We start from the raw sequence: 16,280 nt of genomic DNA, 5'->3' as shown, positions 1-16,280 counted from the left end.
TAATAGCACACTCCATGAAAGATAACTGCCCGAAAACAAAGAAAGACAACCGAGCATTCCGGCTGCCTCACTTATACTTTTCCTCATTTCTTATCCCCTGTTTCACCTTGATCCTGTGAGCTAGCGGCCGGCAGACAGATATGGATCGTAGTCCCTTTGCCTTCCGTGCTTGTGATATCAAGCGTTCCGCCATGCGAATGTATGATTTGCTGGGTGGCCATCATGCCAAGACCCGTTCCATTCTCTTTAGTTGTATAAAAGGGAGAGCCGATCTTCGCGATAAGCTCCTGCGGAATGCCTTTTCCCGTATCGGACACCTGAATGACCAGCGTTTCCTGATTCGGACAGCAGGCTTGGATATCGATGACTCCGCCGTCTGGCATGGCTTCCATCGCGTTTTTAATCAGATTGATAAATACTTGCTTCAATTGCGCTGCCACGCAACGGATTGCCGGCAGACCATCCAGACCCGATATTCGGATTTCCACGTTATTCATTAAAGCCTGGGAGCTCATTAGCATGTAAACATCCTGAATAATCTGGCAAATTCGTTCATCCTTGAATTCCTGAGCCTGCGGCTTGGCCAGGTATAACAGCTCGCTCGTAATCAGCTCAATTCTTCGCAGCTCGTCCTTCATAATCGTAAAATAATTTTCGTTAACGCCGGATACGGCCTGCTCTATGAGATGAACAAAACCTTTCAGCGAAGTAAGCGGGTTCCTTATTTCATGAGCAATGGAAGCTGCAAGCTGGCCGACTGCCGTCAATTTTTCCGCTTCCAGCAGCTTTGTTTTGTTATGTTTCTCCTGCATAATGTTTTTGGCAACGCCAAATACTCCTACGGATTCGTTATTGACGATGATCGGCATATTCGTTACTTTTACGTCAATAACTTTACCGCTCTTGTGAATCGCCTTTGTTTCATAATGCTGCGTCATTCCCTTTGCTGCCAGCTTGAAGAGACTTTTTGTCTTCTCCAGCTCCTCCGCGGGAATGAGCGGGATATAGGACATCTTCAAAAATTCATCCGCCCTATAGCCTAACAGCTGCTCCATTGCCGGATTGACGCTTAGATAATTCCCTTCCAGATCAAAGGCAAATACCGCATCCGGATTATATTTGAAGAGCGACTCGTAGTGCTGCTCCTTCAGCAGAGACAAGCCTTTTTTCTTCGTAATATCATGCAAATATACGGAAAGACCACTCTCGGAAGGATAAGCTTTTACCTCCAGCCACATCGAGATGGGCGGACAGTAAGCTTCAAATTCGACCCGAACCTGCTCCTGCACCGCTTTAAGGTAATGCTCGTAGAAAATGCTATAAACCTCTTTTGGATACGCACTCCATATGCATTTGCCAATCGCTTCTTCCGGCGTGCAAGAAAACAATTTGGCTGCTTCTTTATTCATGTATGTAAATTCCCAGGAGTTATTGAGAGCAAAGATGGCATCTGTTATTCGATTAAGAACCTCGCTTCGTTCAACATAATGGCTCATATTTCCTACTCCTTGTGCGAAAATAATTTACCCATAGTAAAAAACCTAAATATGAGCCGCATGTTGCAGCTTTTATTTAGGCTGATGTCCAGCGATCGATCTGGTTCATTACCGCCAATTATTGATTCGGATTTAAAATGAACACCATGACGCTTTTATCCAGATGGAAATCCCAGTCAACAAACAGATCCATAACCTTTGCGTTTAAAAACTCCTGAAAATGACCGTTGTTATGCAGATGCCCTTTTTCAAGATTGCGCTTGGCCAGTCTCAAGCTTTCTTCATGTCCGATCCGGATCAATTCTTTCTCGATGCTGATCAGAATTCCCACCCGAATAACGAGTAGAGTTCTATCATTGATCAGGCAAGAATACAATTCGTCCGGGCGTTTCTGAACCTGCTGGCTGATTAGACTGATTTCGTGCTGAAGCTCATCTTTCCCCGTATATTCGCAACCGAGCAAAGGTTGGCCTTGGGCATCCCGGCCCTCAACGCCAACCATAACACCGGAATGATTGTGCAGGCCCCAGTCATAATAAAATTCCTGAATATCCATGCCTGCTAGCAGCAGCAGGTAGGCTTTGATCTCGGGAATCAACGATTTCATTAATAGGTCTCTGGTCGATTGAATCGAGTGGATTTGATCTTGCTCAAGAAGAATCTTCTCTGTCGGCGACAAGAAGTTTCTAAGATATAAAACGACAAACGGCCGATTGATGCTAACATAAATGGACTGCGGTCCTCTCCCGAAAGCTTCTCTCAGCAATCTGCCAACGTAGCTCGCTATTTCGGCTTGAGCCTCTTTTTCCAAGATCATTCATCCTTAATTTAGGCAAAAGCATTATTTCTTTCGCCCCAGATTTATTGTAGTAATATATTCGGAATAACTCAACCGAAACTTTACCTATTATTTGCCTTTGTCCGCATCTTATCCGTTTATTCATTAGGGTTCGGATTTAGAATAAAGACGATAACGCTTTTATCCTCATGGAAATCCCAATCTACAAACACGTCTAAAATCTGCGATTTGATGATCTCCTGGAAGCGGCTGCTGTTAATCAAATAGCTTTTTTCTAGGTTACGTTCCGCGAGCTTCAGGCTTTCTTCGAAACCAAGGCGGATCAACTCCTTGCCGATGCTGATCAGGATTCCCCTTCTGACGACCAGGAGTGTCCGATCATTGATCATGTATGAATAAGTTTCATCCGGCTTCTTTTGGATTTGGTGACTTATGCGATCGATCTCATCGTGCAGCTCCTCTTTCCCCGTATACCGTTCCTGCGGTCTGAAACCGAGAGAATCATCCTCCGCTTCAATGCCAACAAGCATGCCGGAATGATTATGAAATCCCCAGTCATAATAAAACTCCCTGATGTTCATACCCGCAAGCAGGAGGAGGTAGGCTTTTATTTCCGGCATCAGCGATTTCATGACGAGATCACGGGTATGCTGCACGGAATTCACCTGGTCCTGCTGAAGAAGAATCTTTTCGGTTGGCGATAAGAAATTCCTCAAGTAGATCACAATAAACGGGCGGCTGATATTAACAAAAATCGATTGCGGGCCTTTTCCAAAAGCTTCTCGCAGTAGTCTTCCAATGTGACTCGCAACTTCCTTTTGAATTTGCTTTTCATTCTTTTCCAAAAAATCCATCCTTAGTTTTAGGTATACCTGCTCTTTTACCTTCAATATGTAATTCTAATAGGGACAAAAAAAGCCTAAATAAAAGTTGTAAGAAACCAACTCTTATTTAGGCTTATGTCCAGCTCCATCTCTGGTTCATTAATGCCGAATTAGTCGTTAACCGTTAAAAAGCAATTTAAAAAGGCAAAAGCGTTATTTCCTTTACCCAAGGACTATTTTAATAATTTTTTTAAATTTAAACAAGAAAAATATTTAAATAAGTTAAGTCAACAAGGCTATTGGGCTATTGTTTTCCGTTTATTATCTTAGTTACCTCTTCGGTGATCGAATCGCCGCCAAGCTCCTTCCACTTCAGGAGGAAATCATCAAACGCATCGACCGGTTTGTCTCCAACAATGATCTGCAAATACGTGTCGTTCTCCAGCTTCTGAAGAGCATACCATTTCATGTCCATCGTTGGCGTCGTCCCGTAATAGAGGCTTCGCACCTTCATCATCGACGCCCCCTCAAGCGCTTCGCCTCCTATTAAATAGGATTGGGAAGTTTTCCACGCATCCAGATTTTTCTTCGGATTTTCCTTCTCCTCCTCCAAACGCAATGCTGCCCCTTCCCGTATGGCCGTAAACCATTCGCCTCCTCTTACCGCGAGGCTAACGAAACTACCTATCGTTATTTCGCCTAATTTTGCTGTTTCCCATTTCTAACGAAACGTAGTAACGCTATTGGGCTGCATTTGGTCATCTGGCTGGCTTTTTCAAGCTAATAGCGTGTCTGCGTTTCGTTAGAATTCCGAATGCCCTCTTTTCGGGCAAATAAGGATACGTCGTTTCGTTAGGATTTACCGCATGTATGTGGGAGTCTGCTGAATTATGGTAGGATATAGTAAAACAAACATAGCTGCACGGGGATTAGAGAGGAGTTTGCGAAACGGATGGAAAGTCATTTTTTTGCCTATATGTACCGCCTGAAATATATTGAACGCTGGAGTCTGATGCGAAATACGACCAAGGAGACCGTCGCGGAGCATTCCTTCCACGTGGCGCTGCTTGCCCATATGCTATGCGAGATCGGCAACAGCTTCTTCGGCCGCAGCTATAATGTGGACCGCGCCGTAACGCTGTCCTTGTTCCATGATGCGACCGAGGTCTTTACCGGCGATATCCCGACTCCCGTGAAGCATCATAATCCGAAAATGCTCGCAAGCTTCCGAGAGATTGAAGCAATGGCCGCGGAGCGGCTGCTTGGCATGGTGCCGGAACCACTTCAAGCCTCGTATGCCCCGCTTCTCGGCAAGCCGGGAAGCACGTTGTCCGAAGAAGACCAGCTGCTCCACAAAATCGTAAAAGCCGCAGACCTGCTTGACGCTTACTTGAAATGCCTGACCGAGGTATCCACCGGAAACCGGGAATTTCTCGTGGCCAAAGGGCAGACGGAAGCTGCCATCGAGCAGCTCGGGCTGCCGGAGACGGAGTGGTTCCTCGCTCATATGGCGCCAAGCCTTGGCATGACGCTGGATGAATTATCGTAAAGAGCAGGTTCTCTGCTCTTTACGATTAATTGCACAAGAAAAAGAGCAATGTTTAATGGTTCGGGGGAGCGGCTTATACTGGCTCGCTGCTGCCGTATCTCTATTCCTGGGGTTCTATCTTACCGAAAGCTGCGAGATTCATGGTGGGATACTTACGAAATCTACGCTATTCTTTTTCAAGAAAAGCCTTGCAATCATAAAATCAAGCTAAAAGAAAAAGAGATCAAGCAGTATCTGCACGGAAACTGATTAATCAAGGCTGGTGAGTCTAATGTCCATTCAAAGCACGATGGAGCACATTAAGAGAGAGCTTAATAAAATACTGGATGATTACGAGTATTGGTTTGCTGCTCCGGAAGCTTTGCAAAACTACCAGCCTCGCGAAGGATGGAGCATCGCTCAGGTTTTGGAGCATGTCACTCTTACGAACCATTTTCTGCTAATCCTCATTCGAAAAGGAAAAAACAAAGCCCTTATGCTGGCCGCCAAATCCAATCTGGAAGATGCGCTGAAGCATTATCAAGATAATCTGGGAGATTTGGATCAGATCGCGGAACACAAATCTTTCCAATGGATCAGGCCGGAGCATATGGAACCAAAGAGAGAAATGCCGCTCGATCAGGTTCATGCCTTGCTAGAAAGTCAGGTAGGAGAATGCCTGGGGATTCTGGAAGAATTAAGCAATGGCGAAGGAATCTTGTATAAAACAATGATGAGCGTGAATAACTTAGGCAAAATCGATGTGTACCAGTACATCTATTTCTTGGTGCTTCACGCCAAGCGGCATATTGCCCAAATGCAACGGGTAAAAGCGGAATACGACGGATTATAAAAAAAAATCGGCCTCCTAAGGAGACCGATTTTCTTACCACATTAGAATTTAATAGTTTCGTTTTCTCATATTTCCTGCCATAGCCGCTTCACGTTATCCATGGCAATGCGGGAGGCCATGCGGCACTCCTCCATTCCTTCGAATTCGACAGTCAGATAGCCATCGTAACCAGATTGCTTGATCAGACGGAAGATTCGCCGGAGGTCGAGATCGCCGTGGCCGGCAATCGCGCCGCGCAAATGCGTGCCATGGGCTGACTTGAACCAATCGCCGCCGCCCGGTGACTCGTCGCTAGGCCGGATATAGAAGTCTTTAATATGGATAAGCGAAGCATACGGCAAGCTGCGGCTCACGCCAACGAGGGGATTCTCGTCGACGCAGAGGAAGTTGCCAACGTCGAGCGTCGTCTTGAAGTTCAGGCGGTTCACCTCATGCAGGACGCGTAACACGCGGTCGCTTGCCTGTACGCTGAAGCCATGATTTTCGATGGTTGTCGTAATGCCGTATGCTGCGGCGTAATCGGCGATCAGCCGGCTTCCCCTGACCATGTGGTGCAAATTCTCCTCGAACCATTGAATCGTCATGCTCTCCGGCGGAAGCGTAAACGCCGTCACGTCATGACGCATGTGCTTCATGCCGAGCCTGTTTACCAGATCGACATGATCCTTAACCCGCGCGACCTCGGCCTGGAACGCTTCCTCGCTGTCCTGCACGAAGTTGGCCGGCATCGAATAGTTGGACAGCTCGATTCCCGCTACCTTCGCCTTCTCCCGCACGGCGTCCGCAAGCTCCGGCTGATCGACAAGCGTAAAGCCGTATGGCACGATTTCCATATGCTCCCCGCCGTTCCCGGCAATCCATTCCACAACGTCAAGAACCGACATGTCCCCTGCCTTAAGCGCGGGAAGCAGACTGTATGTACTTAATCCAACCTTCATAACATCTCCCCATCTCCCCGAAATCCGTCTTGTATGGCATTAAGCAGCCGGCGAGTCCGGTCACAGCCGAATTCCCAGAACATCAGACCGCCTAATCCGCTAGCTTTCACGTAATCGCACTTGTGCCGGATCGATTCCTCATCGTCGTAAGAGATAAAGCTTGAACCGTTAAACAGATATGGCGCGCGAGCTTCCTCGTCCCAGTAACGAACAAAGCCGTTTTTGCCAATGTATTCCGCAGTTAAAGCCGTGAAGTCCGGACCGTACCCGCCAACGCTGCCGGCCATCTGGTGAAGCCCGCGGTTCCGGTCTGGCACCTGGTTCCACATCCGGGAATAGAAGGCTGCGCCGATAACAATCTTCTCCTTCGGCACTCCGGCGCGAACGAACAGATTGACGGAAGCGTCCGTACTGATCCTGAACAAGTCTCCGGTCGGCGTATACAGGTTGGTATGATGACCGGTCAGCACCTGGAATCCGCCGCGCATATCGTAGGTCATGAGCTGAATCAGATCCAGGTATTTCTGTGCCTGATCCATCTCGGTTCCGTCAATGTAATATTGGTCGGCTCCAGCAGCGATCGTAAGCAGATAATGCCGGCCGTCCAGCTCCCCTAGCTTATCCAGCGCTTCCCGGATGGCGGCGAGCAGCAGCGTAAAGTTCGTGCGGTCCTCCGGGCTAGCCCCGATTCCGGCTTCCCCATAACAGGGATACTCCCAATCCAGGTCAATCCCGTCAAAAGGATGCTCGATCACCGCGCGAACCGCCGATTCCGCCATAAGGTTTCTTCCCTCTTCCGTCGACGCCGCTTCCGAGAAGCCTCCGGCGCTCCAGCCGCCGACGGAGAGCAGGATATTCAACTGCGGGCGCTCCTTCTTAATCCGCGTGAGCTCGTCCAGATGGCGCAAATGATCGGTTGAGATGGCATCGCTCTTGACATGGCCAAACGCGACATTCAGATGCGTAAGCTTCGCCAAGTCTTCCCCGGTCAGCTCGGCAAGATTGTTATCGCTCGCATAACCGGCGACCACGTAGTTCTGCTGTGTCATTTAAGATTCGCTCCCTTTCGCTGGCGTTGATTCGTTGGTCTGCCTTACGGCAGCCAGCGCTTGCCATGCTTCCTTGCCCATTCCGATCTTATAGCCCGACGCGGCATAACGAATACGGTCTTTGCCATCGAGCACAAACAAATGCGGGTAACCCGCCTCGCGCACTGCCGCTGGCGGCAGCTGGATCTGTGAGCGATCCCTCGCGAATCTGACCTCTGACGGTAATTGCGCGTATTGCGCAGGATCAAACGAAGAGGTCCATTCCGCATCGCCGATGATGAGCAGGATCACTCCCCCAAGCTTGGCCGAGGAAACGGCCAGCTCCCCTAACTCGCGAAGCAAATGCTTCGTTGGTTCGCGCTCCGGCTCGATCCAAGCAACGATTGCGCCATTCTCCATGATCTGTTCGCCTATCGTCATTACCGCGCCGTCCAATCCTTCGAGCGGCCTCGCCCGGTCCATTACGCCTAACACCGGAAGTTCGCGGAAAGCCTCACGATACGTAAGCCGAACATCCGTATTCACGCCCGCATGTACGCGGAAATAGGAAAACCGCGCCAATACCGAGCCGTCCCGAAGTCGCATGCCCGTCGTAAGCCGGTACGAACCCGGCTCTGCCTCAAGCAGCTTGCCGTACACATCGCCAAATTTATCCGGATAGACTAACGTTTTGTAGAACCCGTTCTCTTCCAGTCGGGCCACCGTGAAATTCTCGGCATACGACGGCTCAGGCGCATCCTCCGTTTCTTCGGGATCGCGTTGCAGCCGAATGCTGCCCTTTCCCCCGATCGAAGACGGAGACAAATTCGCGCCTTGCATCGCGTCCCGCCATTCGCCGCCAGTCATGTATTGCGGGGTTAACTCATGCGGATGCAGCCGCGCCGGGATGCCTAAACTTCGGCATACGGCTACGAATAGAATGTTCAGCGATTCCAGATCTCCCCATTGCAGCTTAAACGTGCCCACCGGATTGCCTTTCCCCTTCAGATTCGGAAGGTCCTCCCACTCTCCATGCCTTTCGCTTAGCCAACGCGCCAGCGCAGACGGGTCCGACCGGAAGGCTTCCTGTTCCGGCTCCGTAAACGCCGATTGGAAAAACTGCCGGTACGGCACGATCATCTCGTTCAGCACGCGCGGACAAAGCACGTACCGTTCAAACTCGTCGTCCGGCAGGCTGCCGCAAGCGGCAAGCGAACCGAACAAATGATCGTCCAGCGTGTCCTTTCGCGCATCGATCCAATCTTTCTCGCGAAGGCTCTCCAAAAGACGTAGCGGCCACTGCCCGTGTTCAGCCGTCCGCTCCCGCAGGAAAGACGAGATTTCGCGGAAGTTCCCGCGCGAGCGGCTCAGAATGCTCCACACTCGTTCCCCAGGAAGCCCTAGCGAAGCGGCCAATTCTTCGGCATCTTGCTTGCTTGCGAACGTGCTTTCATAGACCGCGCGAAGCCTCGCCCCTTCTTCAAGCCGGCAAGAATGCCTGCTTTCCCGCTCGCCGGACAAGGGTTCCGCCGGTTCGCCTTCGCCCTCCGGCGGGGGAACCATATCAAGATCCAAGATGCCTTCCGGCTGCCCCGTTCGATCCAAAACCAACTCATGGAGGTTATCCCCATAAGCGTCCAGCTTAATCTCGCCCCATCGGCCGTTCCAAGCACCGCGGACCAGCAGATCGCCATATCCGGTCTTGAAGCTGACTTCTCCCCGTTCATCCGCAAATAACGTAGCGATTGGATAAAATTCCGCCATATTGTAGAGCTCGAAGCGCACTTCGGCACCCGGGACCGGGTTGCCGGCACCGTCTTTCACCGATAGTTCAACGGTACGCGTCGAGGCGTAGTTTTCGAGAAGATTGATTTCCGTGAACCAATCGCTTGCTACCGTAATATCCTCCGGACCCGGATAGTCGGCCAGGATGCGCGTATTCAGAAGCATCGCCCGGCGGGCCGGCGGGCCGAACCACCCTTGGTCGAGCCGAGCTTCCGGCTCGCAGGCGCCGAGGAAATGCCATTTTCCGTCGGCCCAAGCCTCTACCCAGGCATGATTATCGTCGCAATGCGCCCATCGCGGCGTGTAAACCTGGCGGGCGGGAATGCCAATGCTGCGCAGCGCCGCGACCGCCAGCGTCGACTCCTCGCCGCAGCGGCCCCTTGCGCTCTTGATCATCGTAAGCGGCGACATCGTTCTCAAATCGCTGCCGATATAGGCAGCCTTCTCGTGACACCAATAATTCGTCTCCAGAATGGCCTCTTCCATCGTCAGCGACTTTATGCGATAGGCTAGCTCATTGAACAAAATGCCGCGGTGATCCTCGATATTTTCCGTATTGACCCGGTAAGGAAGAACATAATGCAAGAACAGGGAGTCGGGCACCCGATCGCCCCAAGGGACGAGCCGGCGGATCGCCAGCGTACTCCGTACATGGCTTAAGAACAAGGCTCCGTCATAATCGGCAAGATCGTTAACCGGCATATAGGCAAACAAATATTTGAGCGCCCAGCTCTCTTCCTCCGTCAGTTCCTCCCGAAACACATCGAACAGCTCGTGTTCCCTGGCCTGCGCCAGCTGGCTTTTTCTACGGAATTTGCTCTCGATCATATCCCGCTCCGCCCGGTTCAGCGAAAACGGCGAAGTCCAAGTCGTCATGGTCCCAATCTCTCCTTCCACAGCTTTCCGTCCTCGCGAATGCACCACAGTGACATTCCATCCTCCGACAAGGCCGAGATCTGAAACAGGCTGCGCGTCGTCTCGACGGCTGCTTCGACGGACCACTCATCGCCATCCATTAACCGCTTCGCATCGGATTCATACCTGCCTTCAGCCGCGTAATGGTTGCGCTGGCGGTAATACAGCTTCCTCAGCTCCCACTTGATCCGCTCGTCCTCCGGAATAACAAAAGAATGCGGACCGTCATCGCCGGAAAACACCACATAGCCCCACAATTCCGGGTAATGCATGTTCACAATGCCCATCGGCGACCACACCCAGTTGTCCTCCGGATAGGGCTTGCCGATCTTCGGATTGATAACCTTGCGGTAGCCGCCTTCCGTCTGCTCCGCTTGCCATTCCACTCTGGAGAAGTTGATGCGCCAGAACTCCCCGATCAGCGGCGGCCTGCTCTCCGCCGCGCACTCCCGCAAGCTGGCCCAAGGGATAGCGATTTCCACGCTCCACATACGGTTATCCGCTGCGGGATTGTTCAGCTCTCCTTCAATGTAAACGGCGCTCCGGAGTCCGGCGATATCCCAGCCGTTTACCGGCGGTCCGCCGTCGCGGTACGGCTTGACGAGAAGCAGATCCCAAACCGTATTCAGCGCATTGATCTCGATCTCGTAATAACCATGCGTGTCCCCGTCCGGGTCGATAAAAATTTCAAAATCGTTATCGTAAAAAATAACCGAATCCCGCTCGGTGAGCGTTGCCCAGATCTGATCCTCGAGCAGCTCCGCTCCGACATACAAATATTCGTCATCCCACAGCATTTTGACGCGAGTCCGCTTCGCCGGCTTGGGACGAACATCCCCTTCGATATCCGTAAAATCTTCGGTCCAGTCCGCCGCTTCCCAGAAAGGCTTGTTCAAGCATCCGTCAAGCATGAGCGGCCCTGTGGCACGCCGGCAAATATAATGCCTTGGCCCGTACTCGATTACCGGCTCCGGCACTCCGCTAAGCATCATGTCCTGTCCCCCAATCTCTTTCTTCTGGCTAGTTATGGGTCACCACGGCTCCCGCGCCTCCGTAAAACTTCACTTCGTCGCCAAATTCCAGCTTCAGCACCGTAACGTGCTCATGCGTGTCTTCCGCCGTCAGCCCTATCCAGGTCGTCCCGGGAATATCGAACCAAGGAACTCCTCCATGGATGTGATGCGACAGTTCTTTTCCCGAATGCAGAACGGTAATCCGCTTAATCGGATTGCATAACCCTTTCAGGCAAATATGCTCCTTCGGATTGTCATAGACGAACAGGTAGAGCGTCTTCTTATCCGGGGTCAACGTGCTTCCGCCCAAGTAATAACGCGTCATGATGCCTTCCCTCGTTCCGTAAACAGCCTCCGCATGCTGACGGATCCATTCGCCGAGGCCAAGCAAAATATCTTCCTGACGTTTGTCGATCGTTCCGTCCTCCCGCGGCCCGATGTCCAGCAGCATATTTCCGCCCATGGAGATACAGTCGCAGAACATCCGGATAATCATGCCAAGCGATTTATAACGGTTGTCCGTCGGCACATAACCCCACGAGCCGTTAATCGTCGTGCAAAATTCCCAAGGCCCTTCCGGTCTCGTAATGGGAAGTCCTTGCTCCGGCGTCTTGTAATCGCCATGTCCCTGCAGCCGCGAGTTGACGATTACATCCGGATTAAACGACTTTAGGTACTGCTTGAACGCCGGCAAATTCCACTGGTCGGCGCTCCGCTCCCAATCCCCGTCGAACCACAGCAGATCTACCCGGCCGTAATTCGTCAGCAGCTCCCGAAGCTGGCCGTCGTTGAATTGCAGGAATCGCTGCCATCTGTCCCCGTCCTCGATACCGTCTGCCGGACTGGAAAAACGGTTGACTTGGCTTAGATCCTCGGGAATCCTGCCGTCCTGATAGACGCTTGGATAATCCGGATGCGACCAATCGATCAGCGAGTAGTACAGACCAAGCCGAATATCCCGCTTCGCAATCGCGTCCGCGAATGGCTTGACCAAATCCCGGCCTGCCGGCGTCTTCTTCACGACATTCAGGTCGCTAAGCCGCGTGTCCCACAATGCTACGCCGTCGTGATGCTTCGTCGTCAGAACGGCGTACCTCGCTCCCGACTTCTCGATCAGATCGGCCCACCCTTCCGCGTCAAAGCTTGAAGCCGTAAACCCGCTTAGCTGCTTCATATATTGCTCATACGTCATGTTCCCGTTGTAAAAGGACCATGATTCCGCCACGCCGTCAACCGCATAGATTCCGTAGTGAATGAATATGCCCAGCTTTGCGTCTTCGAACCATCTCTGCATCCCGAATCATTCCTTTCAAGCGATAGTTACGCATGAATCCGGAAGACATGCGCGATTGGCGTCTCCTTAGCGGAGCGCTCCGAATCCGGCAGACGAACGGCAATCCCGCTTTCGGTACGGCGATAGTCAAGCCGCTCCTCACCGCCAACCAGATCGATACTTCCGGCTTCTCCGCTCCAAGGAAGATGAATCTCCTCCCGAACCGGCTCGCTTGCGTCCTTGTATAGGTAAAACGCATAAACGACGCCGTTTTTCTGCGTGAAGCATGTATTTCCCTCCGAATACGGCTCGCAGACCCTAGTGCCGTAGATCGCTTCACCGTATACGTTCAGCCATTTCCCCATTCCTTTCATGCGGGCGATCGCCGTCTCCGACAATCTGCCATCCGGCTGAGGGCCAATGTTAAGCGCCAGGTTGCCGCCTTTTGCTACGATTTCGATGAGCAGCTGGATAAGCTGACGGACCGATTTGTAACGGTCCTCGTAACGGAAAGAAAACGACGTGCCCATCGTAATGCAGCTTTCCCATGGCACATGCAGCGCCCGTTCCGGCAGCGTCTGCTCCGGCGTGATCAGGTTCTCGTAAGGTCCTCCGACGGTCCGGTCCGCCGAGAGCAACCAAGGCTGGATTTCGCGCGCCTTCTCGACCACTTCTCCCAGCCGAATATTTTGTTTGCGGTAATCGTTCACCCAGCCGGCGTCCAGCCACAGCACGTCGATCCGGCCGTAATTCGTCATCAGCTCCATGATCTGCTCATGCGTAAATTGAACGAATTTCTCCCATAGCCACGGGTATTCCGTAGGATCGTAGCTCGGTCCCCTGGACGTCTTCGTATCCGGCCGTATTCCCGGCGTCCAATAATAGGGAGAATGCCAATCCGCTTTGGAGAAATAGGCGGAGATGCCAAGCCCCTTGTCCCGGAACGAGTTGAACAGGTGCTTCACGATATCCGCGTGCTTATGCGTATGGAACGGACATTCTTGTCCCGTAATGCGATAATCGGTCGTGCGCGTATCCCACATGCAGAACCCGTCATGGTGCTTGGTGGTGAAGTTCAAATATTTGAAGCCGTTCTCCGCCGCAAGCTCGGCCCACAGCTCGGGTTGGAAACGAAGCGGATTAAACGTCTTGTTCAAGGCAAAATATTGCCGCTTCAGCTCTTCCGAATCGATATCCCAATCAATGCCGTCCCGGGACCAGTCCCCATCCTCGTCGCTTAAGGCCCAAGATTCAACCAGGCCTAGCTGGGAGTAAGGCCCCCAGTGCATCATTAAGCCAAGCTTCTGATCCTTGAACCATTCGAGCCGCTCAAGCAGCAGAGGATCCTCAGGCTTAACCCAGCTTTCCTCGCTGCTGTAGTTATGTACCCCTTGTTCGACCGCTTCTTCCTCTAAGGCAATTGCCTGTTCCTTCTCACTCATCCTAATTCCTCCTAAAAAACCATTCTTTCAATCCGGTTAACGTTGTATAATAGATTTAATTTTCAGATATTTAAGATTTGTAAAAGAGATAGATAACCGTTGTCAGGGGGCGTACCATTTGAACCGGAACTATTTCAAGTCCAAGCTTTTTCTGAAATACACTTGGTCCTACTTATTCATCTTGTTGATTCCTTTAATTTTTACGTCGATCTTTATTTATGAAAACGCTTCGCACCGCCTTCGTTCCGAAATCGAACGCTCCCATCTCGACCAATTGACGCAAGCCGAAACGATCATCGACGGGCGAATGAAGGAACTAAGCGAGATTGCGGTCCGCATCTCGTACGACCACAGACTTGCCTCTTACCTCGTGCACGATCCGATTCATAGCGGAGAAGCTATTGAAGCTCTGGATCAATACAAGGCGACAAGCTCGATTATCGGGGAGCTGTACTTGTATTTCCACAAGGACGACCGCATCTACTCCAGTGAAGGGATGAACCACTTCGACGTATTCACGAACAATCTTCTGTTTCAGAATTGGGATAAAAACGCGGTATACCAGGATTTGAACGACGTCAAGTTTCCGACGATGCGGCCTGCCGATATCGCTAGCAACTCTTCCGGCCGGAAACAATCGATGCTCGCCTATCTGATCCCGATCAAACCCAATAATCCGAATCCGTACGGAACGGTTATGTATTTGATCCAGAAATCCGAGCTGACGAGCCTCATCGATTCCATTCTAGGTAACTATCAAGGCCAAACCTATATTCTCGATAACCAGGGTCAAATTCTGGTAGATAATCTCCAAGGCGAGACGTTATCGGATACGGATACCCGTTCTTTGTTCGGTCATTTAACACCGGGCATTCAAAAGCATGTCCTGAACGGCAAGGAGCATTCGATCGTTTCCGTTCAATCGCCGGTCAACGGCTGGACCTACGTGACCATCATGCCAAGCGAGCAATTCTTCAGCAGCGTCCTGCATGTGCGAAGCTTCATCATTATGCTGCTTATCTTTGTTGTGGCCGCCGGCGCGGCAATCGCGCTACTCTTGGCCCGAATGCAATACCAGCCGATTTCGACGCTGGTTGAGTTCGCGGCATCCAAGAGCTGGAAGCCTGCGAGCCGTCCCGGCGAGTCCCGCAACGAATTAGACCGAATCCGGACAACGCTGCTGGAATACAGTGCCAGAGTCGACCTGCAAGAGCCGTTCGCCCGCCATCATCTGCTCTCCATGCTGCTCCGGTTCGGCAGCTCCCGAATTCTGACGCCGGAGCTAAGAGAGGTACTGGATCTAAGGTTCGACCGCTCCCTCCACTTCGTTATGGTCATTGGTTGGATCAGCAATGAGAAAAACGGCGTGTTGGAGCATCAGGAGATACTGGAGCTGTTAACGCACATTAAATTACCGAATCTGAACAGTCACGGGTACGGCGTTGAGCTGTCCCAATTAGGCCAGATTGGCGTCCTGGTCAGCTTCGATCCGGATGAGGCTGCAGACGAATTCGAACACAAGCAGCTTATCGTTGAAGCCTTGCGAAGTCATTTGCTGGAATCTTGCCAGATTCAGCCGGTCATTGGCGTCGGCACGAGTTATCCCGGTCCGGATGGGCTGAATCAGAGCTATATCGAAGCGTGTTCAGCCTACGACCTGAGGGTGTCCTCGAGCGCCGGTTCGGTGAATTATTTCGAGAAACAATCGGTTGCAACGGATCAAACCTTCTGGATTCCCAACAATACATTGTTAAAGCTCTCCCAGAGCTTAAAGCAAGGCAGCTTTGAAGTAGCTTCGCAAATGATCCAGTCGGCCATCCTGAGCTTAAGGCAGTCCGAGCTGTCCACGCTGCTCATCCGCTGCATCGGCATCGATCTTTTGAATACCATTCTGAAGACCGCGTCCGAACTCGAGAACCAGCGGCTGATTCAAGAAATTGCGCCGCAGATGATATCGGGCCAATCGCTAGACGAGCTGGAACGCAATCTCCTACATTTAGCTTCCCGGCTATGCGAGCAGGTGGAGCAAGCCAACCAGAAGGAAGAACAATCGCTTACCGACCGGATGATCGCTTACATTGAAGAACATTTTGCGGACAATGCCCTTAGCCTCGAGACGGTCGCTTCCGAATTCAGCCTGTCTCCGTCCCACGTCAGCCGCTCCTTCAAGGAGAAGATGGGCGTGAACTTCGTCCAATACATCTGGCAGAAACGGCTGGAAGAAGTGATGCACCAGCTGAAGACGACGGACGATTCGCTCAAAGACATCATCATCCGGGTCGGCTACGTGGACGCGCCTAACTTCATCCGCAAATTCAAGAAGGAGACCGGCTACACGCCGGGGCAATACCGCAAAATGTTCGCTTATGTCCAATAGGATCAACCG

13 protein-coding genes are annotated in these 16,280 nt (G+C 51.6%); 3 read left to right on the top strand and 10 right to left on the bottom strand.

What is annotated here, in order from left to right; genetic code table 11:
* Positions 1-83: 83 nt before the first annotated feature.
* From WFJ73_RS00290 to WFJ73_RS00275, 4 genes are all read right to left on the bottom strand, one after another.
* Positions 84-1,496 (bottom strand): PAS domain S-box protein, encoded by a 1,413-nt coding sequence (locus WFJ73_RS00290; RefSeq protein WP_336770908.1) that lies wholly within the window; start codon positions 1,494-1,496, stop codon positions 84-86.
* Positions 1,497-1,614: 118 nt separating this feature from the next.
* Positions 1,615-2,313, bottom strand: coding sequence for a Na-translocating system protein MpsC family protein (locus tag WFJ73_RS00285; RefSeq protein WP_336770906.1), 699 nt, complete (start codon positions 2,311-2,313; stop codon positions 1,615-1,617).
* 119 nt (positions 2,314-2,432) lie between these two features.
* Positions 2,433-3,140, bottom strand: coding sequence for a DUF2294 domain-containing protein (locus WFJ73_RS00280; protein WP_336770905.1), 708 nt, complete (start codon positions 3,138-3,140; stop codon positions 2,433-2,435).
* Positions 3,141-3,423: 283 nt separating this feature from the next.
* A complete protein-coding gene (locus tag WFJ73_RS00275) occupies positions 3,424-3,738 on the bottom strand; it encodes a hypothetical protein (RefSeq protein ID WP_336770903.1) in 315 nt (104 codons plus the stop codon).
* A gap of 333 nt (positions 3,739-4,071) precedes the next feature.
* Here WFJ73_RS00275 and yfbR point away from each other — a divergent pair, with 333 nt between their 5' ends.
* The gene (gene yfbR, locus WFJ73_RS00270; protein ID WP_336770901.1) at positions 4,072-4,668 is read left to right on the top strand and encodes a 5'-deoxynucleotidase; all 597 of its coding nucleotides are present in this window, start codon (positions 4,072-4,074) and stop codon (positions 4,666-4,668) included.
* Between the two features lie 271 nt (positions 4,669-4,939).
* Complete coding sequence (locus tag WFJ73_RS00265; protein ID WP_336770900.1) at positions 4,940-5,500, top strand: DinB family protein; 561 nt, start codon at positions 4,940-4,942, stop codon at positions 5,498-5,500.
* 65 nt (positions 5,501-5,565) lie between these two features.
* Here WFJ73_RS00265 and WFJ73_RS00260 read toward each other — a convergent pair whose 3' ends face one another.
* From WFJ73_RS00260 to WFJ73_RS00235, 6 genes are read right to left on the bottom strand one after another with little or no spacing between them, the layout of a single operon-like run.
* On the bottom strand, positions 5,566-6,438 hold the full coding sequence (locus WFJ73_RS00260; RefSeq protein ID WP_336770898.1) for a sugar phosphate isomerase/epimerase family protein: 873 nt from the start codon (positions 6,436-6,438) through the stop codon (positions 5,566-5,568).
* Positions 6,435-7,487 (bottom strand): glycoside hydrolase family 18 protein, encoded by a 1,053-nt coding sequence (locus tag WFJ73_RS00255; protein ID WP_336770897.1) that lies wholly within the window; start codon positions 7,485-7,487, stop codon positions 6,435-6,437. The genes WFJ73_RS00260 and WFJ73_RS00255 overlap by 4 nt, the downstream gene beginning before the upstream one ends.
* The gene (locus WFJ73_RS00250; RefSeq protein WP_336770895.1) at positions 7,488-10,127 is read right to left on the bottom strand and encodes a transglutaminase-like domain-containing protein; all 2,640 of its coding nucleotides are present in this window, start codon (positions 10,125-10,127) and stop codon (positions 7,488-7,490) included. It abuts the gene before it with no gap.
* Entirely contained in the window at positions 10,124-11,158 is a 1,035-nt protein-coding gene (locus tag WFJ73_RS00245) for a carbohydrate-binding family 9-like protein (RefSeq protein WP_336770894.1), read from the bottom strand. The genes WFJ73_RS00250 and WFJ73_RS00245 overlap by 4 nt, the downstream gene beginning before the upstream one ends.
* A 28-nt stretch (positions 11,159-11,186) precedes the next feature.
* Positions 11,187-12,473 (bottom strand): alpha-L-fucosidase, encoded by a 1,287-nt coding sequence (locus tag WFJ73_RS00240; RefSeq protein WP_336770892.1) that lies wholly within the window; start codon positions 12,471-12,473, stop codon positions 11,187-11,189.
* Positions 12,474-12,499: 26 nt separating this feature from the next.
* Positions 12,500-13,894, bottom strand: coding sequence for an alpha-L-fucosidase (locus WFJ73_RS00235; RefSeq protein ID WP_336770890.1), 1,395 nt, complete (start codon positions 13,892-13,894; stop codon positions 12,500-12,502).
* Positions 13,895-14,012: 118 nt separating this feature from the next.
* On the opposite strand from WFJ73_RS00235, the gene WFJ73_RS00230 reads away from it, so the two are divergent.
* Positions 14,013-16,271 carry a helix-turn-helix domain-containing protein gene (locus WFJ73_RS00230; protein ID WP_336770888.1) on the top strand — a complete coding sequence of 753 codons (2,259 nt, stop codon included), beginning with the start codon at positions 14,013-14,015 and terminating at the stop codon, positions 16,269-16,271.
* Positions 16,272-16,280: the final 9 nt, after the last annotated feature.

This window comes from Paenibacillus sp. MMO-58 (assembly GCF_037146255.1).
GTDB lineage: Bacteria > Bacillota > Bacilli > Paenibacillales > Paenibacillaceae > Pristimantibacillus.
Note: the sequence above shows the minus strand (reverse complement) of the source record. Positions and strands in the feature narration are given on the sequence as shown.

Bases quoted from the DNA above. Each gene is read 5' to 3' on its own strand.
- WFJ73_RS00290 (WP_336770908.1), bottom strand. From the start codon at position 1,496: ATGAGCCATTATGTTGAACGAAGCGAGGTTCTTAATCGAATAACAGAT.
- WFJ73_RS00285 (WP_336770906.1), bottom strand. From the start codon at position 2,313: ATGATCTTGGAAAAAGAGGCTCAAGCCGAAATAGCGAGCTACGTTGGC.
- yfbR (WP_336770901.1), top strand. From the start codon at position 4,072: ATGGAAAGTCATTTTTTTGCCTATATGTACCGCCTGAAATATATTGAA.
- WFJ73_RS00265 (WP_336770900.1), top strand. From the start codon at position 4,940: ATGTCCATTCAAAGCACGATGGAGCACATTAAGAGAGAGCTTAATAAA.
- WFJ73_RS00260 (WP_336770898.1), bottom strand. From the start codon at position 6,438: ATGAAGGTTGGATTAAGTACATACAGTCTGCTTCCCGCGCTTAAGGCA.
- WFJ73_RS00255 (WP_336770897.1), bottom strand. From the start codon at position 7,487: ATGACACAGCAGAACTACGTGGTCGCCGGTTATGCGAGCGATAACAAT.
- WFJ73_RS00250 (WP_336770895.1), bottom strand. From the start codon at position 10,127: ATGACGACTTGGACTTCGCCGTTTTCGCTGAACCGGGCGGAGCGGGAT.
- WFJ73_RS00245 (WP_336770894.1), bottom strand. From the start codon at position 11,158: ATGATGCTTAGCGGAGTGCCGGAGCCGGTAATCGAGTACGGGCCAAGG.
- WFJ73_RS00240 (WP_336770892.1), bottom strand. From the start codon at position 12,473: ATGCAGAGATGGTTCGAAGACGCAAAGCTGGGCATATTCATTCACTAC.
- WFJ73_RS00235 (WP_336770890.1), bottom strand. From the start codon at position 13,894: ATGAGTGAGAAGGAACAGGCAATTGCCTTAGAGGAAGAAGCGGTCGAA.